This is a genomic window from Streptomyces sp. NPDC020780, from assembly GCF_044334475.1.
Classification (GTDB): Bacteria; Actinomycetota; Actinomycetes; order Streptomycetales; family Streptomycetaceae; genus Streptomyces.
In genome coordinates this window covers 579,876-605,366 of the sequence record NZ_JBIRTB010000001.1, presented here as the reverse complement: position 1 = coordinate 605,366, position 25,491 = coordinate 579,876, and the positions used below count along the sequence as shown (strand labels likewise).

Sequence of the window (25,491 nt, the reverse complement as noted above, 5' to 3'; positions counted from 1 at the left end):
CTGTTAGTCCTCCCCCAGGATCTGCGGCACCTTGAAACGCTGCTGCTCCTGGGCCGGGGCGCCGGAGAGCGCCTGCGCGGGGGTGAGCGACGGACGGACCTCGTCCGCCCGCATGACGTTGGTCAGCGGCAGCGGGTGGGAGGTCGGCGGGACGTCTCGGTCGGCGACCTCGGAGACGCGGGCGACCGCGCCGATGATGTCGTCGAGCTGACCGGCGAAGTGCTCGAGCTCTTCGCCCTTCAGCTCCAGACGTGCCAGCCGGGCGAGGTGGGCGACCTCCTCGCGCGTGATGCCAGGCATGCAGCGATCCTCAGGGGTTGGTGTGTGGTTTTGGACCAATCCTATGGGGTCTCCACCCGCTGCCCCGCCTGCTTCCCCGCCCGCTGCCCCGCAAACCCGGTCCGGCCCGGCCACGCCCGTCCGGCGATTGCCGACAAAACGGCCACCGGTGCGGCCGGCAGGTACCTCCGCCCGCTCCCGGCGTCCGCAGGACGGGCCCTCCCAGGCTGCTGCCCGCTTCCGGCGTCCGCCCGGATCCGTCAGGCCGTCGCCGGCCCCGGCTGTACCGCGCGCCCGGCGGCCCGCTGCTCCGGCTCGCGTAAGGCCCTCGCCGCAGCCGCGGCGGCCTCCCGCTCCGCCGGCCGCCGCCATCCGTGCTCGCCCCTGGCCAGCAGCCACGCGGTGGTCTCCTGCGGGGGCATCGCCGCGGCGACGAGCCAGCCCTGCACCGCGTCGCAGCGCAGGTCCCGCAGCCGTTCCCACGTCTCGTCGTCCTCGACGCCCTCGGCGATGACCAGCAGGCCGAGCGAGTGCGCCAGGTCGATGGTGCAGCGGACGATCTCCGCGTCCTCGGTGTCGACGGCCAGCCGCGCGACGAACGACCGGTCGATCTTGAGTTCGCTGACGGGCAGCTTGCGCAGGTGCACCAGCGAGGAGTAGCCGGTGCCGAAGTCGTCGAGGGACATCTTCACCCCGTGCGCGGTCAGCCCGGCCAGGGTGTCGGCGGCCCGCTGAGGATCCTCCAGCAGGACGTGCTCGGTGATCTCCAGCTGCAGCGCACCCGCCGGGACGCCGTGCCGGGCGAGCCGGGCGGCGACGCTGCCGGCGAAGCCGGGGGTGTGGACGTCACGCGGCGAGACGTTGACGGCGACCGGGACGAAGAGGCCCTGGGCGCGCCACCGGGCCACCTGGGCCAGCGCGGTGTCCAGGACGTACTCGGTGAGGTGCGGCATCAGGCCGGAGGACTCCGCGATCGCGATGAACTCGTCCGGGGGGACCCTGCCGCGCTCCGGGTGAACCCAGCGTACGAGCGCCTCGAGTCCGGCGACCTGGCCGTCGAAGCGGACCTTCGGCTGGTAGTGGAGCTCCACCTCGCGGGCGTCCAGGGCGCGGCGCAGGTCGCCCAGGAGGCCGAGCCGGTCGGGGGTGTTGCTGTCGCGCTTGGACTCGTACACCTCCACGCCCGTACGGTCCCGCTTGGCCTGGTACATGGCCACGTCCGCGCGTCTGAGCAGTCCCTCGGCGTCCAGCGCGTGGTCGGGGTGGACGGCGACCCCGGCGCTCGCCTCGAGGACGAGGGTGAGCCCGTCGAGGTCGAGCGGCGAGGAGAGCTCGGCGACCAGATGGCGGGCGACGCGCTGGGCGCTGGTGGTGGAGTCGGCGGTGGGCAGGAGTACGGCGAACTCGTCGCCGCCCAGGCGTGCGGCCTCCGCACCACGCGGCAGGGCCAGACGGAGCCGTTCCGCTATCTGCAGGAGCAGCCGGTCCCCCGCCAGATGGCCGAGGGTGTCGTTGACGGCCCGGAAGCGGTCGAGGTCGATGAGGACGAGGGCCGATCGGGTGCCGGCGCTCTCGGCCTCCTCCAGCGCCGTCCACGTGCGTTCCAGCAGCCACTGGCGGTTGGGCAGTCCGGTCAGCGGGTCCTGGAGCTGTTCCTCCGCCCGGGCGCGGGCGATCCAGAGCGTGGAGTCCAGGGCGATCAGCGGGACCGCGAAGAGCGGCAGCAGGACGGGCATGGCGGAGGCGACCACGCAGATCAGCGGGGCGATACCGAGGAGGGCGACGGCGACGAGTCCCTGGCGCAGCAGCGCGGTGCGCGCGACGGTGGGCAGCGCGCCGCCCTGGGACGCCCGGGCGCACCACAGCAGCGCACGGGTGACCAGGAGGTGGGTAGCGGCGGCCAGCAGCACTTTCGGTACGGCCCCGATGCCCCACTGGAGGGGCAGCCAGGGCGATGCGACCGTCGGCACCTCACCGAACGCGGAGAGCAGGAGCGCGGCGGCCCCGACGCCGAGTATGTCCGCCGCGCCGTGCAGCAGACCCTGCCGCCAACGGCGCCGGCGGGCCGTGCCGACGAGCACCACGACGACGAGGCTGACCAGTCCGGCGGGCACCCAGCCGTACAGGAGCAGCACGGCGAGGGTGAGGGCTGCCCCCGATCCGGTGCCGCCCCACCACCGATCGCGCCCGAGGGCGACCAAATGGCCGACGACGATTCCGGTGAGCAGGGCGAGCGACCAGCCGGCCGTGCCGGCGGGGAAGAGCGCCTCGCCGTCGCGGAGCGTCCGGTAGAACCCGGCCGCGAGCTGCACCGCGGCGGCCACCACGACGACGGTCCCCACTTTCGGTGTGGCGCCCGCGAAACCTTGCAGCCGCGTCACCCGTGCGGCGCCCTCGGTCGGTTCCATTCCGTCCCTCTCACAGCCGGCGGTGCCGATGCCCCACGGCGGCCTCCGCTCCCATGCCACCACGACCCGATTCCCACCACGCGGCCGGGCACGGCAGGTGCACGTGCAACAGTAGGCCGCCAACAGCCCCTGTGCGCAGCGCTCTACAGCTCCTGCCCGAATGCGGACCTGACGTCCCCGACCGTCGGATATGCGCCGAACGAGTGAGGCATCCCGGTCGGCCAGGGCCTTCCGCTCCGCTCTGCCGGCATTCTTCCCCTCCCGCCCACCGGCACTCCCCGGCAGGGTCTCGATCGTGCCTCGATCAGGCCTCGGCCGGGACGGCGGCCGCGCGGGCGGCGTCCGGCCCCTCGCCGAGGAGGACCGCGAAGCCCTCCTCGTCGAGGACGGGCACCTTCAGCTGCACGGCCTTGTCGTACTTCGACCCGGGGTTCTCGCCCACCACGACGAAGGAGGTCTTCTTCGAGACGGAGCCCGTCACCTTCGCCCCGCGGCTCTGCAGCGCTTCTTTCGCGCCGTCCCTGGTGTGGCTCGCCAGGGTGCCGGTGACGACGACGGTGAGGCCTTCCAGCGGCCGCGGGCCCTCGTCCTCCCCCGCGCCCGCGTCCTCCATCCGGACTCCGGCCTCCCGCCACTTGCGCAGGATCTCGCGGTGCCAGTCCTCGGCGAACCACTGCTTGACGGAGGCCGCGATGATCGGCCCGACCCCGTCCGCCGCGGCCAGCTCCTCCTCGGTCGCCTCGTCGATGCGCTCGACGGACCTGAACTGCCGGGCCAGTTCGGCGGCGGCGACGGGCCCCACGTGCCTGATCGAGAGTCCGGTGAGGATCCGGGCGAGCGGGGCCTGTTTCGCGGCCTCGATGCCCTCCAGCATCGCCAGGGCGTTACTCTTCGGCTCCCCCGCCTTGTTGGAGAAGACCTTCGCGATCTTCTCGTCGCCCGTCTTCGGATCGCGTTTGGGCAGCCCGCTGTCCTGGTCCAGGACGTAGGCGCGGATCGGGAGCAGCTGTTCCACCGTGAGGCCGAAGAGGTCGCCCTCGTCGCGCAGCGGCGGTTCGGCGGGCTCCAGCGGATGGGTCAGGGCGGCTGCCGCCACATAGCCGAAGTGGTCGATGTCCAGGCACTTACGGCCCGCGAGGTAGGCCACCCGCTCCCTCAACTGGGCTGGGCATGAGCGGGCGTTGGGGCAACGGAGGTCGATGTCGCCCTCCTTCATGGGACGCAGCGCGGTCCCGCACTCGGGGCAGTGGGACGGCATGACGAAGGCGCGTTCGCTGCCGTCCCGCAGGTCGACGACCGGCCCGAGGATCTCCGGGATGACGTCACCCGCCTTGCGCAGGACCACCGTGTCACCGATGAGGACACCCTTGGCCCTCACCACGTTCTGGTTGTGCAGGGTGGCGAACTCGACCTCGGAGCCCGCCACTTCGACGGGCTCGACCTGGGCGTAGGGCGTGACCCTGCCGGTCCGCCCGACACCGACCCGGATGTTCACGAGCTTGGTGTTGACCTCCTCCGGCGCGTACTTCCAGGCGATCGCCCAGCGGGGGGCGCGCGAGGTGGAGCCCAGCCGTCCCTGGAGGGGGATCTCGTCGACCTTGACGACGACCCCGTCGATCTCGTGCTCCACGGAGTGCCGGTGCTCCCCGAAGTACGCGATGAACTCCCGCACCCCGTCGAGGGAGTCGACGACCTTGTTGTGCCGGGCCGTCGGCAGGCCCCACTCGCGGAGGAGGTCGTAGGCCTGCGAGAGGCTGTCGATGTCGAAGCCCTCGCGGGCGCCGATGCCGTGGACCACCATGTGGAGCGGGCGGGTGGCGGTGACCTTGGGGTCCTTCTGGCGGAGCGAACCCGCCGCCGCGTTGCGCGGGTTGGCGAAGGGCTTGTCGTCCGCCTCGACCAAGCGGGCGTTGAGTCCCTCGAAGGCCTCCATGGGGAAGAAGACCTCGCCGCGGATCTCGACCAGGGCGGGGACCCGGTCGCCCCGGAGCCGGTGCGGGATCTCGGAGATCGTCCGGACGTTGGGCGTGATGTCCTCGCCGGTGCGGCCGTCGCCGCGGGTCGCCGCGCGGGTCAGTCTGCCGTGCTCGTAGGTGAGGTTGACGGCGAGGCCGTCCACCTTGAGCTCGCACAGGAAGTGGTAGCCGGGGCCGCCCACGTCCTTGGCGACACGCTCGGCCCAGGCCGCCAGCTCCTCGTCGGCGAACGCGTTGTCCAGCGAGAGCATGCGCTCTCGGTGCTCGACGGAGGTGAACTCCGTGGTGTAGGGGCCGGCGACCTTCTGCGTCGGCGAGTCCGGCGTACGCAGCTGGGGGTACCGGTCCTCGACGGCCTCCAGCTCGCGCATCAGCCGGTCGAACTCGGCGTCGCTGACGACCGGCCGGTCCTTCACGTAATACCGGAAGCGGTGTTCCTCGATCTGCTCGGCGAGGAGAGCATGCTGCTCTTGTGCCTCCGCCGGCACCGTGGTCAGCTGCTGTTCCCGCTGTTCGCCGGCCATTGTCCGTCCTCCCGTCAGCCCGTGGTGCCGTTACTCAGGGTTGTCTGCGAGCGACCTCGCGGCCCGGGCGCAGTGGGCGAGCGCGGCGCGTGCGTACGCCGGCGAGGCGCCCGCCAGACCGCAGGCCGGGGTGATCACCACGGACTCGGCGAGAGTCCCCGGATCAAGCCCCAGCCTGTTCCACAGCGTCCTGACACCCATGACGCTACCGCCCGGGTCCGACAACGCGGCCGAGGCGGCGTCGGTGCCGGGGACCACGCCGAGGAGGAGCTGGGTGCCTCCCTCGACGGCTTCTCCGATCACCTCCTCCTCACGCTCGGTGAGCAGGGAGAAGTCGAAGGAGACGGCGTCGGCTCCGGCGCGGCGCAAAAGCGCGAACGGCACCTCGGGGGCGCACGAGTGCACGGCCGTGGGGCCTTCGCCGTTCACCGCGAGCAGCTCGCGCAGGGTCCCCTCGGCGACCTGGCGGTCGACGGCCCGGTAGGTGCGGTACCCACTCGCCGACCTGACCCGGCCCTGGAGTACGGCGGTGAGCGAGGGTTCGTCCAGCTGGAGCACGACCTCGGCGCCCGGCACCCGGCGCCGTACCTCGGCGAGGTGGGAGCGCAGTCCCTCGGCCAGTGAACCCGCGAGGTCGCGGCAGGCCCCCGGGTCCCCGAGCATCGCCTCGCCGCCCCGCAGTTCCAGACCGGCGGCCAGGGTCCAGGGGCCGACCGCCTGCACCTTGAGGAGCCCCTCGTAGCCCTGGGTGAACTCCTCCAGGGCGTCGAGGTCCTCGCCGAGCCAGGAGCGGGCCCGGCGGGTGTCGCGGCCGGGCCGGTCGCTGATCCGCCAGCCGCTGGGCTCGACGTGGCCGTACATCTCGACGAGCAGGCCGACCGTCCGCCCGATCATGTCCGCGCCGGGACCGCGCGCGGGCAGCTCCGCCAGATACGGCATGCCCTGACCGTCGGCGAAGGACCCGGTGACCGTCTTCGCGGCCTCACGGGCGTCGCCTCCCGGCATGGACCCGATCCCGGTCGCGGCACACGCGCTGAACTTGCTCTTCTCGCTCACGGTGAGAGCCTACGGGCCCCGGCCCACCGGGCTGCCGGGGCGGGGTCCGGCGATCGGGCCCGGCGCGCCTCAGCGGCCCGGGCGGACCGTGAGGTTGTTGATCTCGGCGTCGCGCGGCAGGTCGAGCGCCAGCAGGATCGTGGTGGCCACGGAGTCCGGGTCGATCCAGCGGGAGGGGTCGTACTCCTTGCCCTCCTGCTGGTGGACCTTGGCCTGCATGGCGCTCGCGGTGCGTCCCGGGTAGACGGACGTGACGCGGATCCCGTTGCCGTGCTCCTCGTGGCGCAACGAGTCCGCGAGCGCCTTCAGGCCGTGCTTGCTGGCGGCGTACGCGCCCCATTCGGCGTGCGCGTCCAGACCCGCCCCGGAGTTCACGAAGACGACGTGGCCCTGGGTGACGCGCAGGTGCGGGAGCAGCAGGCGGGTCACCTCGGCAGGGGCGATCAGGTTGGCGTTGAGCTGGAAGTGCCATGCTTTGGGCGTGAGGTCGCCGATCCGGCCGAGTTCGACGACGCCCGCGACGTGCAGCAGCGAGTCGAGGCGTTCGGGCATGGGCTGCTGCCCGAACGCCCAGGAGAGCCGGTCGGGGTTGCCGAGGTCGCCGACGAGCGTGCGCGCCCCGGGGTGGAGCGCGGCGAGTTCCTTGGCACGGCCGGCGTCGCGGGCCAGCAGCACGAGCTCGTCGCCGCGCTCCAGGAGGCGGCGGGCGACGGCTGCGCCGATGCCGGAGCCGGCACCGGTGATGAGATGAGTAGGCATGGCCTCATGCTCGCATCACCGCAGGCCGGCCGACTCCTCGAGGTAGGCGAGCGCCCCTACCCCGTCCTTCGCGAAGAAGACCAGGTCGGTGAGGGGAACGGGCAGGAATCCCTCGTCCTCCATGCGCTGGAACTGCAGGCGCAGACCGTCGTAGAACCCGTCGGTGTTCAGCACGACGACGGGCTTGGCGTGCCGGCCGTGCTTCTTCAGCTCCAGGATGTCGGTGGCCTCGTCGAGTGTCCCCGTGCCGCCCACCATGATCACGAACGCGTCGGCCTTCGCCAGGAGCAACGCCTTGCGCTCGGCCAGGTCCCCGGCGATCACCATCTCGTCGGCGTCCGTCCGCGCCTTCGCCGCCAGGAAGTCCACCGACACCCCGACGAGCCGCCCGCCGGCCTCCTGCACGCCGTCGGCGACCACCTTCATCAGCCCGCTCTCCGATCCACCCCAGACCAGGGTGTGCCCGCCACGGCCCAGCAGTTCGGCGAACTCGCGGGCGGGCACGGTGTAACGCTCGTCGAGGTCGGCGGCGGAGAGGAAGACGCAGATGTTCATGCGCCTACCGTACGGGCCGCCTCCGACATCGGGCCGGGCGGGAAGAATCCGGCTTCCGCCGCGGCTGAAGCAGGTATGACTCCCCCTCCTGGACACCACATCACCGTCGAGCCCGTCGCCGCGCACGTGCGGGCGGTGCACGACGGGCAGGTGCTCGCCGAGAGCCGCCGCCCGCTCCTGCTGCGCGAGACGGGCTGCCCCGACCGCTACTACCTGCCGCCCGAGGACGTCCGTACGGAACTGCTGATCCCGTCGGACACGCGGACGCACTGCCCGTTCAAGGGGGACGCGTCCTACTGGTCGCTGCCGGACGCGGCGGACCTCGTCTGGGCGTATCCGGAGCCGAGGGAACAGGTGGCCGCGATCCGGAACCACTTCTGCTTCTACGCCACGGATCTCATCGCCCGCTGACGGCCGGAGGTCTTTTCCGGCTCCTGCCCGCGGTGGCGATGATTTCCGCGGTCCGCGCGGGTCCACCCCCCATGGACAAGACTTTCTCGGCTGACGGCACGTCGATCGCGTACCGCCGCCAGGGTGACGGGCCGCCGGTGATCCTGGTCGGCGGGGCGCTGAGCACCGCCGCGACCGAGGCGCCGCTGGCCGCCCTGCTGGCCCCGCGCTTCACGGTGGTCACGTACGACCGCCGTGGGCGAGGCGCCAGCGGGGACGGGGGGCCGTACGCGGTCCGCCGCGAGATCGAGGACCTGGCAGCGGTGGCGGCCCGGGTGGGCGGGCGCGTGTCGCTGTTCGGCATGCTGTCGGGCGGGGCGCTGGCCCTGGAGGCGCACGCGGCGGGTCTGCCCGTGGACCTCCTCGCCGTCTACGAGCCTCCGTACACCCCGGGTCCGGCCGGTCTGCTGTACAAGTCCCGGTGCACGGCTCTGCTGCACCGGCTCCTGTCGGAGGGCGACCGGGGCGGCGCGGTGGCCCTGTACCTCTCCCGCACGGGCGTCCCCGAGGCGACGATCGCGCGGATGCGGCACGCCCTGCTGTGGGCGGACCTGGAGGCCTTGGCCCACACCCTCGCCTACGACGACGAGCTGCTCGGCGACGGCGAGATCCCCGATCGGTTCGCCGCGGTGACGGCCCGCACCCTCGTCGTGACCGGCGGCTTCAGCACCCCGCAGGCCCACGGGACCACGCAGGCCCTCGCGGCGGCGCTTCCCCGGGGCCGGCACCGCACCCTGACGGGGCAGACTCGGGAGCTGGCACCGCAGGCGATCGCGCCGGTGCTGGCGGAGTTCTTCGCCCGGGAGGTGTTCGCGGAGCGGGCGGCGACCGGAACGCCGTCAACTTGACCCGGACCGGAGGGACCGCCGGCCCTCAGCCCTGCCGGCCGGCGGCCGCCGGCTCGTCGCGGCGCACCGTCGTCGCGATGGTGGCCGACCCGACGACCCGCGTCCCGTCGTACAGCACGACCGCCTGTCCGGGGGCCACGCCCCGCACCGGCTCGGTGAAGGCGACGTGCAGGGTGCCGTCGACCAGCTCCGCCGTCACCTCCGTCTCGCCGCCGTGGGCCCGCAACTGCGCGGTGTACGTACCCGGCCCGGCCGGTGCCGTGCCGCACCAGCGGGGCCTGATCGCGGTCAGTGCCGTGACGTCGAGGGCTTCCACCGGGCCGACGGTCACCGTGTTGTTCACCGGGGAGATGTCCAGGACGTAGCGCGGCTTGCCGTCCGGGGCGGGGTGGCCGATGCGCAGGCCCTTGCGCTGGCCGATGGTGAAGCCGAACGCGCCCTCGTGGGTGCCGACCTTCGTCCCCGACTCGTCGAGGATGTCACCCTCCGCGGGGCCGCCGAGGCGGCCGGCCAGGAAGCCCTGGGTGTCCCCGTCGGCGATGAAGCAGATGTCGTGACTGTCCGGCTTCTTGGCGACGGCCAGACCCCGGCGCTCGGCCTCGGCCCGGATCTCGTCCTTGGTCGTCAGGGTGTCGCCCAGGGGGAACATCGCGTGGGCGAGCTGCTTCTCGTCCAGGACGCCCAGCACGTAGCTCTGGTCCTTGGCCATGTCCGAGGCGCGGTGCATCTCCCGGGTGCCGTCCTCGTTCACCACGACGGTGGCGTAGTGGCCGGTGCAGACCGCGTCGAAGCCGAGGGCGAGTGCCTTGTCGAGCAGCGCGGCGAACTTGATCTTCTCGTTGCACCGGAGGCACGGATTGGGCGTGCGCCCCGCCTCGTACTCCGCGACGAAGTCGTCCACGACGTCCTCGCGGAAGCGTTCCGCGAGGTCCCAGACGTAGAACGGGATACCGATGACGTCCGCCGCCCGGCGGGCGTCGCGGGAGTCCTCGATGGTGCAACAGCCGCGGGCCCCGGTGCGGAAGGACTGCGGGTTCGCGGAGAGGGCGAGGTGTACACCGGTCACGTCGTGGCCCGCCTCGGCGGCTCGGGCCGCGGCGACGGCCGAGTCGACACCGCCCGACATGGCGGCGAGTACGCGGAGGGGGCGCTGGGAGGTCTGAGTCATAGCCTGTCCAGGGTACGGGTCGCCGGGAACCGAATGCGCGCGCATACGCGTTGACGATCACATGGGGACCAAGGGGAACGGCGGAGCACCGGCGCACGGCGTCAGCCGGCGCACGCTGCTGATCGGCGGCGGTGCCGCCGCGGCGGCGGGTACGGCCGCTCTGGCCTGGGACGGGGTGCGGCGCGTGTGGTGGCGCGTCCCGGGCGTGGAGAAGCCCCGCAAGCCGGGCGAGCTGGACTACGCGGGCGCCCGCTGGATCGGGGCCTCCGAGGCGAACTGGCGCCGCGCCGACCGCCCCGACGACTACGCCGTCGACCGCATCGTCGTCCATGTCACGCAGGGCGGCCTCGGCAGCGCGGTCAAGGTCTTCCAGGACCCGGCCCACGGCGCCGCGGCGCACTACATCGTGGGGAAGGACGGGCGGGTCGTCCAGATGATCCGCGAGCTGGACGTGGGCTTCCACGCGGGCAACCGCTCGTACAACGAGCGCAGTGTCGGCATCGAGCACGAGGGCTTCGTCGACCGCCCCCAGGACTTCACGGCCGCCATGTACGCGTCCTCGGCCCGCCTCGCGGCCACGGTCTGCCGGCGGTACGGCATACCGGTGGACCGCGAGCACATCATCGGCCACGTGGAGGTCCCCGGCGCCGACCACACCGACCCCGGCCCCCACTGGGACTGGCCCCGCTACCTCGCCCAGATCCGCGCCGCCCGTACCTGACCCCGCCCTCACCGATGTGTCGTGGTGAGCGAGTGGACGGAAATGTGGGGCTTGTTTCCCGATTCCGGCGTCCGTGGCCTCACAACGAAAGGCCACGGCGGGCGCAGGAGCGCAGCGGGCGCGGGGCGGGTCAGGTGAGGCCGGCTGTGCGGGCCCGGGTCACCGCGGGCCCGATGGCGCGGGCCAGGTCCTCCACGTCCTGCCCGGTGGAGGTATGGCCGAGCGAGAAGCGCAGGGTGCCGCGCGCCAGGTCGGGGTCGGTGCCGGTGGCCAGCAGTACGTGACTGGGCTGCGCTATGCCGGCCGTGCACGCCGAGCCGGTGGAGCACTCGATGCCCTGGGCGTCCAGGAGCAGCAGGAGGGAGTCGCCCTCGCAGCCCGGGAAGGTGAAGTGGGCGTTGGCCGGCAGCCGGCCGCCGGGAGCGGGGTCACCTCCGAGCAGGGCGTCCGGGACGGCGCGCAGCACGGCGTCGGCCAGCTCGTCGCGGAGCCCGCCGATCTCGCGGGCGAAGTCCTCGCGCCGCTCGGCGGCGAGCCGCCCGGCGACGGCGAACGAGGCCACGGCGGGCACGTCGAGGGTGCCGGAGCGCACGTGCCGCTCCTGCCCGCCTCCGTGCAGGACGGGTACGGGGGCGTGGTCGCGCCCCAGGAGGAGCGCGCCGATACCGAACGGGCCGCCGATCTTGTGCGCGCTCACGGTCATGGCCGCCAGCCCGGACCGCGCGAAGTCGACCTCCAGCTGCCCGAAGGCCTGCACCGCGTCGGCGTGCATCGGTACGTCGAACTCGCGGGCCACCTGGGCGAGTTCATGTACCGGCATGACGGTGCCGATCTCATTGTTCGCCCACATCACGGTGATCAGCGCGACGTCGTCGGGGTTGCGCAGGACGGCCTCGCGCAGGGCGTCCGGGTGCACCCGCCCGTACCGGTCGACGGGCAGGTATTCGACGGTGGCGCCCTCGTGCCCGGCGAGCCAGTCGACGGCGTCGAGTACGGCGTGGTGCTCCACGGGGCTGGCGAGGACCCTGGTGCGCCGCGGGTCGGCGTCGCGGCGGGCCCAGTACAGGCCCTTGACGGCGAGGTTGTCGGCCTCCGTGCCGCCGGAGGTGAGGACCACCTCGCTGGGGCGGGCGCCGAGAGCGTCGGCGAGGGTCTCCCTGGACTCCTCGACGGTACGGCGGGCACGTCGCCCGGCGGCGTGCAGTGAGGACGCGTTGCCGGTGACGGCGAGCTGCGCGGTCATCGCCGCGATCGCTTGCGGAAGCATCGGCGTGGTCGCGGCGTGGTCGAGGTAGGCCATGGTGCCCCCGATTCTACGAGCCCGCGGCGGGGCGCTCGGCGGGCGGATGGTCTCGCGGCCCCCGCGGGGGTGCCGTCGCGGCGCCGGGCTCGCCCGGGCCGGTACCGGAGAGCGCTCGGACCGCCCCGGATCAGCCCCCGAAGCTCCAGGAGACGGTGCCGTTCACGGTGACCAGGACAGCGAGGACGACGAGGTCGGCGACGCCGAGGGCGAGCCCGAGCAGGGCGCGGCCGCGGCGGGCGGTGGAGCGGGCGAGGGCGACGAGGGCCATGACGATGGCGGCCGGCCCGAGCAGGATGTTCATGACCAGGAGGCCCAGCAGCCCGAGCACGAACGAGGCGACGGCCAGACCGTCGGCCTCCTGGCCGCGCGGCCTCCGGGTGGCGGGCGCCGATCCGGTGGGCGGGGTGCCGTCGGCCCCGGTACCGGGCGCCGGCCCGGTGGCCCCGGTTCCCGTGCTCGGGACGCCCGGGCGGCGGTCGGCGCGGACTGTGGTGAGAGTCATGGTGCGAGCTCCTTCTCTCGGCGGGTCGGGCGGGCGATCAGCGGGTACGGCGGGCATGGCGTTCGCGGACGCCGAAGGCCACCAGCCAGAAGCCGATCACGGCCGCGGCGGCAAGGGTCACGGGCAGCGGCAGGTGTGCCACCGCTCCGAGGACGACCCCCAGCAGGAGCAGGGCGGCGACGAGGACGAACATGTGCGGCCTCTCTTCCTCGACTTGAGAGTACGACTGTTTACTGACTTTCGAGTCTAGACCTCACACCCCTTCCGGTACTCGGAGAGCGGTTGTTTACTGAATGGCATGAGTCACACCCTCGGCATCCGCCAGGCCCAGAAGCTGAAGACACGTCAGGCGCTGCTCGACGCCGCCCTGCGGCTGCTGGAGCACCAGAGCCTGAGCAGCCTTGGCCTGCGCGAGGTGACCCGGGCCGTCGGTGTGGCCCCGACCGCCTTCTACCGCCACTTCGACGGCACGGCGGCGCTGGGTGTGGCCCTCGTCGAGCAGACCCTGGGCAGCCTGCACGGAATGATCGGCGCCATCCTGGCCGAGACGGGCGACAGCGAGGAGCGGCTGGACCGGAGCGTGGGCCTGATCAGCCGTCACGTCACCGCGCAGCCGGCGCACTTCCGCTTCATCGCCCGCGAGCAGCACGGCGGCGTCGGCGCGGTCCGGGAGGCCATAGCGGCCCAGCTCCGGCTGTTCGCCGAAGAGGTGGCGGCGGCGCTCGCCGCGGAACCGGAGTCGGCGGGCTGGGACCCCGAGGATCTCCTGATGCTGGGCGGGCTCTACGTGGACCACATGGTGCTCACCGCGTCCGCGCTGCTGGACGCGGGGCCCGACGGGGAGCGGGAGGTCGTCCGGATGGCCCGGCGCCGACTGCGGCTGGTGACCGTGGGCCGCGCCCACTGGCTCGACGCCCCCTGAGACCACCGCCGCGAGAGGGCCCTCGCCCCGGGCGGCCGGCCGCGGAGCCGACGCGGGCGGCTCGTCCAGCGCGCGCCGGGCCCACCGGGATCCGGCGGCCGGTCTGCTCGGCTGCGGGTCGGTGCGGAGCGGGGAGCGCGGCCGTCACCTTGCGCAAGCCGTCACCTTGGGTGGGGCCGAGCCGAGCGACACGTCGCCGCTGCGGGCGGCGTGGGCGCCCGCGGCGGCGAGGACGAACAGGGCACGCCTCTCGTCGGCGGTGAGGCCGGTGGCATCCGTACGGAAGCGCGGCAGCAGGGCGATCCCGCCGTTGCGTCCCCGTTCCGGGTACGCGGGCATCCCCCGGTCGCGGACAGCGCCTCGACGTCCCCGGTGGACGGTGCGTACGGAGACCTCCGGGCGCCCGGCCGGCTGCGCCGCCGGGATGAGGCCGCGGGTCCGGAGCGGCAGGAGGACGGAGAGCGGCCGGGCGGAGTTCACCGCACCCCGATGACGCGGGACCGTCCCCGTGCCGGGACAGTCCGGGGACCCCCGGAGCCGTCGGCCCTCCGGGGACCCGCGGGACCGTCGGCCAGGGTGTCAGCCGCGGGGTACCCGGGCCAGTTGGCGGGACTGGGCCACGAGCCGGCCGGCGCTGTCCCAGACCTCCGCGTCCTCCTCCAGGAAGCCGCCCGCCAGGTTGCGGGTGGTGATGGAGACCCGCAGCGGTCCGGGGGCCGGACGGCAGCGGATGTGCGTGGTGAGCTCGATGGTGGGCGTCCAGCCCTTCAGGCCCAGCTCGAACGAGGTCGGCGGCAGCGCGTCCACGGTGAGCAGCAGCGAGAGCGGGTCCGCGTCACGGCCGTCCGCGAGAGCGAACCAGCCGCGCATCTCACCCTTGCCGGACGGGGCGCCGACGGCCCAGCCGATCGTCGCCGGGTCGAGCTTGATGTCGAGCCGTTCGGTGATGGCGGAGCTGCCGGGGATCGGCGCCGGCCCGTCGCCCGGACCGAGGCACCGGTCCCACGCCGGGATGGCGGGCGGCTCGGCGGAGGTGCGGATCTCGCCGGTCAGGCCGTCGAGGTCGCCGTAGGTGGCCAGGACCCGGATGCGTTCGACCTCGGTGCCGTCCTCCGCGTACTGGAAGAGTGAGGCCTCGCCGGTGGAGAGCGTGCGCCCTGTGCGCACGACCTGGGTCCGGATCACCGCGGGGCCGGGGACGGAGGAGGTGAGGTAGTGCGCGGAGACCGAGAAGGGGTCGGAGTGCGGAAGCGCCTCGCCGAGTGCCCGGCCGAGCATGGCCAGGAGATAGCCGCCGTTGACGGCGTGGAAGATCGTCCATCCCGCGGAGAGCTCTGCGTCGTAGACGCCCTCTTCGCGGAGCGTGACGGCGGTGTCGCGGTCGAACTCACTGTCGCCGATGGTCGCCTGCGCTGCGCGCGGTGCCTGCGTTGCTGCCTGTGCCATGGCATGCACCGTACACCGATCCCATTACTGAGCGGTAGCTTTTTGTTGCGGTCAGGTGCCGGCGGGAGCCTCCTCCGCCGTGGCCGAGCGCCGGTTGTAGGCGCGCGGCGCGCGCCAGTGGTAACGCAGCGCCAACAGGCGCAGCACGAACGCGGTGACCACCGCGGTGGCACTGGTGTAGGCGTTGAGGGCCTCGAAGCGGATGCACAGGACCACGAGGACGGCGCCCACGATCGCGGGCACCGCGTACAGGTCCCGGTCCCAGCGCAGCAGCGACGGGACCTCGTTGGCCAGTACGTCGCGGAGCACGCCCCCGCCGACCGCGGTGGCCAGTCCCAGTGCGGCGGACGCGGTGAGGCCGAGTCCGTAGTCGTACGCCTTCACGGTGCCCGAGACGCAGAAGAGCCCGAGCCCGGCCGCATCGAAGACGTTGACGCCGACCTGGATCCGCTCCACGTGCGGATGGAGGAAGAAGACCAGGCCGGCGGCGAGCAGGGGGGTCAGGAAGTAGCCGAGGTCCGTGAAGGCGGCCGGAGGGACGGCGCCGATGATCACGTCACGGAAGATCCCTCCGCCCAGCGCTGTCACCTCGGCGAGTACGGCGATGCCGAAGACATCGAAGTTCTTGCGTACGGCGAGCAGGGCGCCCGAGATCGCGAAGACGAAGATCCCGACGATGTCGAGCGCATGCTGGACGGAGGGAGTGAAGAGTTCGTTGAGCACCGGGCAATTGTGCCGGTACTACTTCTTCGGTGTGTCCCCCGCCTCGGTGGACGGAGCGGCGGCGTCCCCGCCCCCGGCACCCTCGGCGGGTGCCGCCGGTTCGCCCGGTTCGCCCGCAGGCGCGTCCGGGGACTCCGCGGCGGGCGCCGCGTCGGTGGCCTCGTCAGCCTCAGCGGACCCATCCACCTCAGCAGCCTCGGCCGGCTCAAGCACCTCAGCAGCCCCGGGCGACTCGACAGGCTCAGCCGGCTTCTCAGCGGCTGCGGACTCCTGCGCGTCGGCCGCCTCAGTCGCCTTAGTCACCTCGGCCGCCTCAACAGCCCCGGTCGGCCCAGCAGGCTCAACCACCTCAGGCGCCACGGCCGGCTTCTCGGCGGCTACGGCTTCCCGCGCACCGGCCGACTCAGCCACCTCAGCAGCCTCGACCGCCTCGGCCGCTTCCCCGGTCTCGACAGACTCGACCGCCGCAGCGGTCTCCGCCGCCACGGCCGTCTCCGCCGGCTTCTCGGCACTCGCCGGCTTCTCGGCACCCGCCGGCTTCGCCGCACCCACGGACGTCACCGTGATGACGTCGGCGACGAGCGGTGCGTCGCCCGGCACCTGGTCCTCGCCGTTCTCCGGGTGGTGGCACGCCACCTGGTGCCCGGTCTTCAGCTGGAGCAGCGGCGGCTCCGTCGTCTTGCAGACCTGCGTCGCCTTCCAGCACCGGGTGTGGAACCGGCATCCGGTGGGCGGCGAGATCGGCGACGGGACGTCGCCCTTGAGCAGGATGCGGTCGCTCTTGGCTCCGCGCCGCCGGGGGTCGGGTACCGGCACGGCGGACATCAGCGCCGTCGTGTACGGGTGCATCGGCGCCTCGTACAGCGACGTGCGGTCGGCCAGCTCGACGATCTTCCCGAGGTACATGACCGCGATCCGGTCCGAGACATGGCGGATGACCGAGAGGTCGTGCGCGATGATCATGTACGTGAGGCCGAGCTCCTCCTGGAGGTCGTCCAGCAGGTTCACGACCTGCGCCTGGATCGACACGTCCAGCGCGGAGACCGGCTCGTCCGCGACGACGAGCTTCGGCTTCAGCGCGAGCGCCCGGGCGATGCCGATGCGCTGGCGCTGACCGCCGGAGAACTCGTGCGGGTAGCGGTTGTAGTGCTCGGGGTTGAGCCCGACGAGCTCCAGCAGCCGCTGGACCTCCGCCTTCACACCGCCCTCGGGCTTGACGCCCTGGAGGCGGAAGGGGGTGCCGACGATCCCGCCGACCGTGTGGCGGGGGTTCAGCGACCCGTACGGGTCCTGGAAGATCATCTGGATGTCGCGGCGCATCGGCCGCATCCGGCCCGCCGACAGGTGGGTGATGTCGCGGCCCTGGAACTCGATCGTGCCGCCGGTCGGCTCCAGCAGCCGGGTCACCAGCCGGCCCATGGTCGACTTGCCGCACCCGGACTCGCCCACGACGCCGAGGGTCTCCCCGGGTCGCACGTCGAAGGTGAGTCCGTCGACGGCCTGGACCGCGCCGACCTTGCGCTTGAGCACGCCCTTGGTGATCGGGAAGTGCTTGGCCAGGCCGGTGACCTTGAGGAGCGGCTCGGACCCGGACCCGTCGGACCCGTCCGCGCCGGACGCGGGAGTCTTCTCGTTCAGATCAGTCACAGCTTCGGCGCAATCTCTTCGGTCCAGATCCGGTCCCGCTGCTCACGCGACATGTGGCACGCGGAGTAGTGCCCGTCGCTGACCAGTTGCAGCTCCGGACGCTCGGTGCGGGTGATGTTGTCCGCGGGAATGTCCGCGTACGGGCAGCGCGGGTGGAAGGCGCAGCCCGACGGGACGTTGATGAGGCTGGGCGGCGAGCCCTTGACGGGGATGAGCCGCTCGGTCTGCTCCCGGTCGATGCGCGGCATCGAGCCGAGGAGGCCCCAGGTGTAGGGGTGCTGGGGCTCGTAGAACACCTTCTCGGCGCTGCCGCGCTCGATACAGCGGCCCGCGTACATCACCAGCAGGTTGTCCGCGATCTCGGCGACGACGCCGAGGTCGTGGGTGATCATGACGACCGCGGAGCCGAACTCCTTCTGCAGGTCGCGGATGAGGTCGAGGATCTGCGCCTGGACGGTCACGTCCAGGGCGGTCGTCGGCTCGTCGGCGATGAGCAGCTGCGGGTTGTTGACCAGGGCCATCGCGATCATGGCGCGCTGGCGCATACCGCCGGAGAACTGGTGCGGGTAGTCGTCGTAGCGGCGGTGCGGCTCGGGGATGCCGACCCGGTCGAGCATCTCGATGGCGCGCTTCTTCGCGGCCTTCTTGTCGACCTTGTTGTGGACCCGGTGCGCCTCCACGATCTGCGCGCCGATGCTGTAGTACGGGTGCAGGGCCGACAGCGGGTCCTGGAAGATCATCGCCATCTTCTGGCCGCGCAGCTTCCGCACCCGCTCGGCGCCGGCGCTGATGAGCTCCTCGCCGTCGAGCCAGATCTCACCGCTGATGCGGGCCCGCTCGGAGGTGTGCAGGCCCATGATGCCCAGCGAGGTCACGGACTTGCCGGAGCCGGACTCACCGACGATGCCGAGGGTCTGGCCGGCCTTCAGGTCAAAGCTGACGCCGTCGACGGACCTGACCAGGCCGTCGTCGGTGTCGAAGTGGACCTGGAGGTTGCGGACGGAGAGGAACTCCTTCCCGTCCGCGGCCGAGGCGTCCCGGGGAGCGGGGACCGTGCCCTCGGCGGCGTCCGCCGCCGGGGAGTCCTTCTTGCTTACCTCGCTCATGAGAGCCTCACCCGGGGGTCGATCGCGGCGTACACGAGGTCCACCAGCAAGTTGCAGATGACGATGAAGAAGGCGGCGACCAGCGTCACGCCCATCACCTTGGGCAGGTCGGCGGTGGTCACACCCTGGATGGCGAACGCACCCATGCCCTGGAAGGAGAAGACGCTCTCGGTGATGACCGCGCCACCGAGCAGCAGGGCGAAGTCCATGCCGAAGATGGTGACGAGGGGGGTGAGCGCCGAGCGGAGACCGTGTTTGACGACGACGTTGCGTTCTCTCAAACCCTTGGCCCGCGCGGTTCTGATGTAGTCCTCACCCATCGTCTCCAGCATCCCGGCACGGGTGAGCCGCGCGTAGAGAGCGGAGTACAGCAGTGCGAGGGTGCACCAGGGCAGGACCAGGCTGCCCGCCCACTCGATCGGGCTGTCGGCGAACGGTACGTACTCCCCGTTCCCGAACAGGGCGAGCACGGCGAGGCCGGTGAAGAACATCGGCAGCGAGACACCGGCCAGGGCGACGCCCATGGAGAGCCGGTCGAAGAGCGAACCCCGCTTCAGCGCGGAGACCACGCCGATCGCGACACCGGAGACGACCCACAGAACGGCGGCGCCCACGGCCAGCGACAGCGTGACCGGGATACGGTCGACGATCTGCGGCCAGATCTCGGTGTGGGTCTTGAAGGAGTAGCCGAAGCAGGGGGCGTTGCAGGTGACGGGGTCGGGGCCGAACTTGTAGTCGGCACCGACGGCGATGCCCTTGATGAAGTTCCAGTACTGGAGATACAGGGGCTGGTCGAGCCCCAGGTTCTTCTTGACCGCGGCGATGACGTCCGGGTCGGGGCTCTTCCCGACGTACTGGGCGGCCATCGAGTCGAGGGTCTGCCCGCCGAGGCGGGGCACGAGGAAGAAGATCGCGAACGTGACTGCGCTGACCACCAGCAGCAGCAACACCGCGGCGAATACGCGTCGGATGATGTACGCAGCCACAGCCGTGCGGCGCCGGGCGGGCGGACGGGGTAACGCCCGCCGGCCCGGCGCCTTCACCTGCCTTTCAAGGGATGCTGTTGATGAACAGGTGTTACTTGGTCGAGGTCATCAGCACGTAGTCGTACATGCCGAGGTACGCGTTCGCGACTGTGACGTTCGCCGCGGAGGCCGGACGGTAGAGCAGGTTCTTGCGGTAGAAGAGCGGAACGACCGAGGCGTTCTCCATGACCTTCTGGTCGACCTCGCCCCACGTCGCGTTGCGCGCCGTGGTGTCGACGGTGCCGATGCCCTTGATGAGGAGGTCGTTGATGGCCTTGTCGTTGAGCTCCATCAGGTTCGTGCCGCCCGAGGGCTTGATGGCCGAACCGTTCACGATCTGGTCCAGGAAGCCGAAGCCGGTCGGCCAGTCGGCGCCCCAGGCCATCATCATCATGCCCGCGTTGTTCTTGTGGACCCAGGCCGGAACGCCCGCGAAGTCGGTGAAGTACTTGTTGGCCGGGAACTGCTTGATCTCGGCCGTGATACCGATCTTCTTCAGGCTGTTCTGCAGCTGCGTGGCGGCGGTGATCTCGTCAGGACGGTCCGAGCGGGCCGTCAGCGTCGTCTTGAAGCCCTTCGGCTGACCGCACTTGGTCAGGTGCTCCTTGGCCTTGGCGACGTCACCCTTGTTGCCCTCGGACGGGTACAGGTCGAACTTCTTGTATCCGGCGACGGTCGGCGGGATGACCGTGGTGGCCGGGCCGCCCTTGACCGAGCCACCGATGGAGTCGACCATGCTCTGCTTGTCGACCGCGTACTGGACGGCCTTGCGGCATTCGACGTTGTCGAACGGCTTGACGTTGACGTTCAGCGCCAGGTACTGCAGGGCGCCGGCGAACGGGTTGTCCGTCTTCGCCTTCTCCGCGGCCTTGGCCAGGACCTTGGGCTGGGTCTTGGACTGCAGACCCGTGCCCTCGATGCCCGCGGTGATCGTGTCACCGAGCAGGTGGTCGTCGATCGTGGTGGCGTTGACGTTGAACTTGAGCTCGACCTTGTCCGGCAGCGCCTTGCGGATGGGGTCCGTCTTCGGGTCCCACTCCGGGTTGCGGACCAGCGTCGCGCCCTTGCTCTCGTCGTACGCCGAGAACTTGTACGGGCCCGAGGAGACCATCTTCTGGACGTAGGCGGCACCCTTGTCGGCCTTCTGCGGGACCGGAGCGGTCTGCGAGAAGGCGGCGAGGTAGTCCATGTCCGCGAACGGCTTGCTCAGCTTGAAGACGATCGTGGAGTCGTCCGGCGTCTCGATGGACTTGAGGCCCTCGGGCGACTTGTCCTTGTACGGACCCTTGTACTTGTCGCCGCCCTCGAGGTACGCCTTGAAGTACGTCGGGCCGTTGGACAGCGCCTCGGGCGCGAAGTTGGAGCGCTCGACGGCGTACTTGACGTCCTTCGAGGTGATCTCCGTGCCGTCCTCGAACTTCACGCCCTTGCGGAGCGTGTACGTCCAGGTCTTGGCGTCCGCGCTGGCCTTGCCGAGGCCGGTGGCCAGGTCGGGGACGACCTCCAGGCCCTCCTTGCCGGCGGCCGGCTTGAAGGTCACCAGCGAACGGGCGTACAGGCGGGAGAAGTTCTGCACCCACCCGTAGTAGGTGTTGCCGGGGTCCAGGGAGTCCGGGCCACTGGCGTGCTCGTACGTGACCGTCCCCCCCTTCTTGTCGGACGGGTTGACGATGCTGGTCAGACCGGCGTCAGCCTTGGCGTTGCCCCCAGCGCCGTTGCTGCCGTCCTTGCCGGAGTCACTGCCACTGCAGGCGGACGCGCCGAGCGACACCGCTACGGCCACGGCGATGGCCGCTGCTGTCTTTCTGTTCTGCATGCTGAGGAAAGCCCCCTCGCTTGTTCGGTACGGCAGAGCCGCGATTACTTGCCACGAGGGTCGAGTGCGTCACGCAGCCCGTCCCCCAGCAGATTGAAGGCCAGCACGGTGATGAAGATCGCCATGCCGGGGATGACCATGAACATCGGGTCCACCTCGTAGAGGTCGACCGCCTGCGTGAGCATGCCGCCCCAGGAGGCCTGCGGCGGGGCGATGCCCACGCCGAGGAAGCTGAGGGACGCCTCGAAGAGGATGTTCGTGGGGATCAGCAGCGTCGCGTAGACGAGGATCGGCGCGATCAGGTTGGGCAGCAGCTCGCGGAAGAGGATGAACGGACCGCGTGCGCCCAGCGACCGGGCGGCCTCGACGAACTCCCGCTCGCGCAGGGACAGGGTCTGCGCGCGGACGATGCGGCCGATGTAGGGCCAGCTGAAGAAGCCGATCACGAAGATCAGGACGGCGATCCGCAGCGTGAGCCCTTCCATCCCGAAGGCCTCACCCTGCAGGGAGGCGGAGATGGAGATCGCGAAGAGCAGCAGCGGGAAGGCCAGGAAGGTGTCCATCATGCGGCTGATGAAGCTGTCCACCCAGCCGCCGTAGAACCCTGCCACGACCCCCATGACGACGCCGATGACGACGGACAGGAGCGTGGAGCCCACGGCGACCACGAGGGAGACCCAGGAGCCTTCGAGGATGCGCGCCAGGATGTCGCGGCCCGTCTGCGGCTCCACACCGAGCGGGTGGTCCCAGCTCATGCCGCCGAAGGAGCCCTTGGGTGCCAGCATGACGGGGTCGACCAGGCTCTGGTTGAACGCGTCGGGGTCGAGACCGAGCAGCGACTGGAGGGGCTTGGACAGCAGGGCGGTGAGGACCAGAAGGATGACAACGATGCCGCCGGCCATCGCCGCCTTGTCCCGCTTGAAGCGGGTCCAGGCGATCCGGCCGAGGGAACGGCCCTCGATCTGCTTGCGCCCGGCGCCTTCCAGCACCGCTTCGGGCTGCACTTCCGCCCTGGTGGTCTCGATAGGTGCCGTCATTGCGGTGGAGACCCCTCTCGGCCGACGGTGGCCGGCCCATGACCGCCGCTGTAGCGGCTCGTACAAACACATGAGGCACGTGGTGATGCGCCGGCCGAACCGCCCCTGTTTGAAAGGGACGTGTGCCGGGCATGGACCACCTGCTGCCTGGAGTCTTCAACCACTTTGCGATCACCCGCCAGACCTGACGGGGAATGTTTGCGCAACCGTGATGCGGTCAATGGGTTTCCGTTATGCGGACAGCCGGGCCCACTGAGCGGACCTCTCGGCCACTAACCCGCGATAAGGGACATGTCGCCCAACACTGCCTATGTGGTGGCTGATTGCCCTGCTGATGCGTGTCACCAGAGCCGTGAGTAACGATTCCTCAGCGCGATCAGTAGGCGTGCGGCGGGTAGCCGTAGCCCGGCGCGGCGGCGGGCGGCGGGCCCGCCGGGGCGTGGGCCTCGCGGTCGTAGAACGGGCGCGCGTTGGCGCGCAGCCACATGGCGACGGGGTCGTACTCGTCGGACATCGAGACGGTGGAGACGGGCAGCCCGTCCGGGACGACGCCGATCGACTCCCGCATCATCGCGCGGACGGCGTCGACGGAGGGCCGGCCGGTGTCGTAGAGGTCCAGTCCGATCGCCAGGTACGGGACGCCCAGGGCGGGCTGCACCCAGGCGCGGCGCAGCGAACGGACGGCGGGGGTCCGGTGGGCGTTCCGGGAGAGCAGGGCGTAGAACTGCGGGATCTGCAGGGCGGGTTCGGAGAGCCGCAGCGGGCCTGCGGGCATCCGGTCGAGGCCGGTGGCGATGCGGCGCAGGTCCAGCCACGGAATGCCGATGCCGCCGCCGGGCGCGTGCGGGTTGAGCCAGATCCCCCAGCGGTCGGGAAAGAGCGCGCGGGCGATGTCCCGGCCGGTCACGAGCTCGTGGGCACGGGTCCAGCCGCTCGCGGAGAGCTCCTGGGCGGAGGTCACGCAGGGGGCGTAACCCAGGCCGCCGATCTCCATGTTGCCGTACTGGGCGTCGGGCGAACCCGCCGTGCCGTGCCACAGCAGCATCCAGATCCGGCCGTCCGACAGGGCCTCCAGCAGGGCCTCGTACGCGTCGAGGCGCCCCGGGGTCACTTGGCGCAGCATGTGCTCGACCTGCCCGGCCGCCGCGGCGCCTGACGCACTCACCCTGGTCCCGCCCCTCTTCGATCCGCTGTCCCGCTGTATCGCTGTCCCGCTGTCCCGCTGTGCCGCGGCGCTCCGCGTGCCGCTCCCGGGCCCGCGGGACGACCCGGCCATCAAACCAGCTTATGCGCCGTTACTGACACCGGCTTGACGCCGCGGTCGGCGCCGGTTCAGTAACCCTCGCGCCGGTAGAAGGGGCGCACTTTCTCCAGCATCCAGTCGCACACCGGGTCCTGGGCCACGTCGAGCAGGACCAGATTGACCGGCCAGGGCACCGGGACCCGGCCCAGCGCGCGGCCCAGAGCGTCCATCGGCGCGCTCTGGGCGGCGTCGTCCCAGCCGTCCAACTGGACTCCCACGAAGAGCACGGGGCTCTCGCCCTCGATGCTGGCCAGCGTCCTGCGGGCGGTGGTGACCACGCCGGTCTCCTGGAACTCGGCGGTGACCGCGGAGAGGAAGTCGACGGGGTCCTGCTTCCAGTCGGGTTCGTACAGCCGGACCCGGCCGCCGCCGGCCGGCCCGTCCAGGGGGCTGTGCCCGGCCCGGCAGAGCTCCGCGACGGCGGGCGGCGGGAGCGGCATGCCGACCGCGCCGCCCGGGTTGACGGCTATACCGAGCTGCGGGGGCAGTCCCCGGGCGAACTCCCTGGCCGGCGCGACGGTGAAGGAGAGGTGCGTTCCGGCACAGGCACGGAACTGGGCCTCGGAGGAGAACACGGGGACGTAGGCGCCGCCGTCGAGGTCGATGGTCGGCAGGTCCAGGTCGGGGCTGTCGGGACCCCCGCCGTTCGGCAGGGGCACCCAGACCTGGCTGCGGCCGAGCACCTCCACCAGCCGGCCGCCGGCTCCGGGCACGCCGAGCGACGCGCCCAGCACTTCCTCGAACTCGTTGGCCGGCCACCCGTGCTGCCGATGCGCCTGGTCCTGGACCGGAATCTCCACGGTGTCTCTGTCCTTTTCTCGCCATGCGGTGCCGCGGAAACCTTAGAGGGTCCGGCGGCAGGGGGCACGGGCCGGTCGGGAGCGGAATCAGCCGGTGTCCGGATTCCGGACACCGGGGCGGGAGTCCGCCGTATGTGCGTCTGCGAACCGCCGCGTCCTCACCCGCCGGTGAACGACATCCGTCCGATCGCCCCGGCGGCCTCCCGGTCGAGGATCACCGCGGAGGCGCACCCGGGCGGCAGCAGCCCCTGCTCGGTGTCGCGCAGCAGCCGTCCGACGGCCCGCCGGTGGCGGGCGAAGGCGTATCCCGAGACTCCCCGGCCGCGCTCCCGCTGACCCTCGCGGGCGACGCCCGGGGTGACGTCGAGCAGCACGAGGTGCAGGGTGCGGCCCCTTCGCCGGGCCTCGCGTGCCAGCCAGCGCCGCACCCACGCCTGCGTACCGCAGTCGTGGACGACGACGGATCCGCCGGAGCGCAGCACCCGACGGAGTCCGGCGTAGTGGGCGGCGCGCACCAGGGGGCGGTAGAGGGAGTACGGGAGTAAGCCCGGCAGAGTGCCCGCCCAGCGGTCCCTCGTGTCCTGCGAGTCGATGGCGTGGTCCCGGACGGCGCGCCGGATCAGCGTCGACTTGCCGCTGCCCGGCAGTCCGGAGACCACGACCAGATCGCCGGCCGCGAAATCGAGGCAGGCCGGAGCGCGCGCGCCCCGGCCGCGGAGGTCGCGCACCACCGGTCCGGGCGGCCCCAGGCGCTCACGGGCGGGCGCCCCCGGCTGCGCGGGCATGGCGTCGCCCGCCGCACCCGCGGCCGTCGTGTGTGGCTGCAACGTCATCGCCGTCCCCCTGCACTCGTCACCCACGCCTGACCTGCCCCCAGAAGTGTAAAGAAAAGGCAATGCGCCACAACGCCTTACGGCCGTCCGTGTCGGCCCGGTGTCCGTACGTCCTCGGGGCCCCACTCTCCCGCAATGCGTGCGATGATGGCCCCGCCAACTGCATACCGGCCGTTTGAATCCGCGCGGGAGAGTTCCGGACACTGTGTGCGCCGGGCGCCGAAGGAGCAAGTTCCTCCCTTGAATCTCTCAGGCCCCGTACCGCGTGGATGAGGCAGATCTGA

25 protein-coding genes and 1 riboswitch are annotated in these 25,491 nt (G+C 71.6%); of the genes, 4 read left to right on the top strand and 21 right to left on the bottom strand.

The annotated features are described in order from the left end of the window. Positions 1-3: 3 nt before the first annotated feature. From gatC to ACH4VO_RS02710, 6 genes are all read right to left on the bottom strand, one after another. Positions 4-300 carry an Asp-tRNA(Asn)/Glu-tRNA(Gln) amidotransferase subunit GatC gene (gene gatC, locus ACH4VO_RS02735; protein WP_069170545.1) on the bottom strand — a complete coding sequence of 99 codons (297 nt, stop codon included), beginning with the start codon at positions 298-300 and terminating at the stop codon, positions 4-6. A 239-nt stretch (positions 301-539) separates the two neighbouring features. Continuing rightward, positions 540-2,687, bottom strand: a complete 2,148-nt coding sequence (locus ACH4VO_RS02730) for a bifunctional diguanylate cyclase/phosphodiesterase (RefSeq protein WP_360984189.1) — start codon at positions 2,685-2,687, stop codon at positions 540-542. Between the two features lie 304 nt (positions 2,688-2,991). After that, positions 2,992-5,187, bottom strand: a complete 2,196-nt coding sequence (ligA, locus tag ACH4VO_RS02725; RefSeq protein ID WP_360984186.1) for an NAD-dependent DNA ligase LigA — start codon at positions 5,185-5,187, stop codon at positions 2,992-2,994. A 30-nt stretch (positions 5,188-5,217) separates the two neighbouring features. Beyond that, the gene (locus tag ACH4VO_RS02720; RefSeq protein ID WP_360984183.1) at positions 5,218-6,243 is read right to left on the bottom strand and encodes a methionine synthase; all 1,026 of its coding nucleotides are present in this window, start codon (positions 6,241-6,243) and stop codon (positions 5,218-5,220) included. Between the two features lie 69 nt (positions 6,244-6,312). Further along, the gene (locus ACH4VO_RS02715) at positions 6,313-7,002 is read right to left on the bottom strand and encodes an SDR family oxidoreductase (protein ID WP_360984180.1); all 690 of its coding nucleotides are present in this window, start codon (positions 7,000-7,002) and stop codon (positions 6,313-6,315) included. A gap of 15 nt (positions 7,003-7,017) precedes the next feature. Beyond that, a complete protein-coding gene (locus ACH4VO_RS02710; RefSeq protein WP_360984177.1) occupies positions 7,018-7,557 on the bottom strand; it encodes a TIGR00730 family Rossman fold protein in 540 nt (179 codons plus the stop codon). 75 nt (positions 7,558-7,632) lie between these two features. On the opposite strand from ACH4VO_RS02710, the gene ACH4VO_RS02705 reads away from it, so the two are divergent. Together ACH4VO_RS02705 and ACH4VO_RS02700 are read left to right on the top strand one after the other, a co-directional pair. Then, positions 7,633-7,968 carry a DUF427 domain-containing protein gene (locus ACH4VO_RS02705; RefSeq protein ID WP_360984174.1) on the top strand — a complete coding sequence of 112 codons (336 nt, stop codon included), beginning with the start codon at positions 7,633-7,635 and terminating at the stop codon, positions 7,966-7,968. A gap of 71 nt (positions 7,969-8,039) precedes the next feature. Continuing rightward, positions 8,040-8,855, top strand: coding sequence for an alpha/beta hydrolase (locus ACH4VO_RS02700; RefSeq protein WP_360984171.1), 816 nt, complete (start codon positions 8,040-8,042; stop codon positions 8,853-8,855). A 25-nt stretch (positions 8,856-8,880) separates the two neighbouring features. Here ACH4VO_RS02700 and mnmA read toward each other — a convergent pair whose 3' ends face one another. Further along, a complete protein-coding gene (gene mnmA, locus ACH4VO_RS02695) occupies positions 8,881-10,023 on the bottom strand; it encodes a tRNA 2-thiouridine(34) synthase MnmA (protein WP_360984168.1) in 1,143 nt (380 codons plus the stop codon). Positions 10,024-10,084: 61 nt separating this feature from the next. On the opposite strand from mnmA, the gene ACH4VO_RS02690 reads away from it, so the two are divergent. Then, entirely contained in the window at positions 10,085-10,744 is a 660-nt protein-coding gene (locus ACH4VO_RS02690) for an N-acetylmuramoyl-L-alanine amidase (protein ID WP_360984165.1), read from the top strand. A gap of 130 nt (positions 10,745-10,874) precedes the next feature. On the opposite strand, the gene ACH4VO_RS02685 is transcribed toward ACH4VO_RS02690, so the two are convergent. The 3 genes from ACH4VO_RS02685 to ACH4VO_RS02675 form a co-directional block, all read right to left on the bottom strand. Then, positions 10,875-12,044: a cysteine desulfurase family protein gene (locus ACH4VO_RS02685; protein WP_360984162.1), complete on the bottom strand. Its 1,170-nt coding sequence runs from the start codon at positions 12,042-12,044 to the stop codon at positions 10,875-10,877. Positions 12,045-12,174: 130 nt separating this feature from the next. Next, complete coding sequence (locus tag ACH4VO_RS02680; protein ID WP_360984159.1) at positions 12,175-12,549, bottom strand: DUF4190 domain-containing protein; 375 nt, start codon at positions 12,547-12,549, stop codon at positions 12,175-12,177. 37 nt (positions 12,550-12,586) lie between these two features. Then, positions 12,587-12,742: a hypothetical protein gene (locus tag ACH4VO_RS02675; protein ID WP_360984157.1), complete on the bottom strand. Its 156-nt coding sequence runs from the start codon at positions 12,740-12,742 to the stop codon at positions 12,587-12,589. 105 nt (positions 12,743-12,847) lie between these two features. Here ACH4VO_RS02675 and ACH4VO_RS02670 point away from each other — a divergent pair, with 105 nt between their 5' ends. Next, a complete protein-coding gene (locus tag ACH4VO_RS02670) occupies positions 12,848-13,471 on the top strand; it encodes a TetR family transcriptional regulator (RefSeq protein ID WP_360984154.1) in 624 nt (207 codons plus the stop codon). A 144-nt stretch (positions 13,472-13,615) separates the two neighbouring features. Here the strand turns inward: ACH4VO_RS02670 and ACH4VO_RS02665 are convergent, their stop codons facing one another. The 11 genes from ACH4VO_RS02665 to ACH4VO_RS02615 all read right to left on the bottom strand — a co-directional run bounded on the left by ACH4VO_RS02665 (position 13,616) and on the right by ACH4VO_RS02615 (position 25,207). Continuing rightward, positions 13,616-13,951 carry a hypothetical protein gene (locus ACH4VO_RS02665; RefSeq protein WP_398440850.1) on the bottom strand — a complete coding sequence of 112 codons (336 nt, stop codon included), beginning with the start codon at positions 13,949-13,951 and terminating at the stop codon, positions 13,616-13,618. 99 nt (positions 13,952-14,050) lie between these two features. Further along, complete coding sequence (locus ACH4VO_RS02660; RefSeq protein ID WP_360984151.1) at positions 14,051-14,917, bottom strand: thioesterase family protein; 867 nt, start codon at positions 14,915-14,917, stop codon at positions 14,051-14,053. A 51-nt stretch (positions 14,918-14,968) separates the two neighbouring features. Next, a complete protein-coding gene (locus ACH4VO_RS02655) occupies positions 14,969-15,640 on the bottom strand; it encodes a trimeric intracellular cation channel family protein (protein WP_360984148.1) in 672 nt (223 codons plus the stop codon). An 18-nt stretch (positions 15,641-15,658) separates the two neighbouring features. Continuing rightward, positions 15,659-17,278 carry a dipeptide ABC transporter ATP-binding protein gene (locus ACH4VO_RS02650; RefSeq protein ID WP_360984354.1) on the bottom strand — a complete coding sequence of 540 codons (1,620 nt, stop codon included), beginning with the start codon at positions 17,276-17,278 and terminating at the stop codon, positions 15,659-15,661. Between the two features lie 5 nt (positions 17,279-17,283). Continuing rightward, positions 17,284-18,393 (bottom strand): ABC transporter ATP-binding protein, encoded by a 1,110-nt coding sequence (locus ACH4VO_RS02645; protein ID WP_360984145.1) that lies wholly within the window; start codon positions 18,391-18,393, stop codon positions 17,284-17,286. Then, on the bottom strand, positions 18,390-19,379 hold the full coding sequence (locus ACH4VO_RS02640; protein WP_360984142.1) for an ABC transporter permease: 990 nt from the start codon (positions 19,377-19,379) through the stop codon (positions 18,390-18,392). The genes ACH4VO_RS02645 and ACH4VO_RS02640 overlap by 4 nt, the downstream gene beginning before the upstream one ends. A gap of 91 nt (positions 19,380-19,470) precedes the next feature. Further along, positions 19,471-21,234, bottom strand: coding sequence for an ABC transporter substrate-binding protein (locus tag ACH4VO_RS02635; protein ID WP_360984139.1), 1,764 nt, complete (start codon positions 21,232-21,234; stop codon positions 19,471-19,473). Positions 21,235-21,278: 44 nt separating this feature from the next. Continuing rightward, entirely contained in the window at positions 21,279-22,271 is a 993-nt protein-coding gene (locus tag ACH4VO_RS02630) for an ABC transporter permease (protein WP_360984136.1), read from the bottom strand. Positions 22,272-22,647: 376 nt separating this feature from the next. Then, positions 22,648-23,436, bottom strand: coding sequence for an enhanced serine sensitivity protein SseB C-terminal domain-containing protein (locus tag ACH4VO_RS02625; protein WP_360984133.1), 789 nt, complete (start codon positions 23,434-23,436; stop codon positions 22,648-22,650). Between the two features lie 167 nt (positions 23,437-23,603). After that, the gene (locus ACH4VO_RS02620; protein ID WP_360984130.1) at positions 23,604-24,374 is read right to left on the bottom strand and encodes an enhanced serine sensitivity protein SseB; all 771 of its coding nucleotides are present in this window, start codon (positions 24,372-24,374) and stop codon (positions 23,604-23,606) included. Between the two features lie 158 nt (positions 24,375-24,532). Next, on the bottom strand, positions 24,533-25,207 hold the full coding sequence (locus ACH4VO_RS02615) for an AAA family ATPase (protein ID WP_360984127.1): 675 nt from the start codon (positions 25,205-25,207) through the stop codon (positions 24,533-24,535). A 176-nt stretch (positions 25,208-25,383) separates the two neighbouring features. Continuing rightward, positions 25,384-25,481, top strand: a riboswitch (glycine riboswitch). The last annotated feature ends 10 nt before the right edge of the window (positions 25,482-25,491 follow it).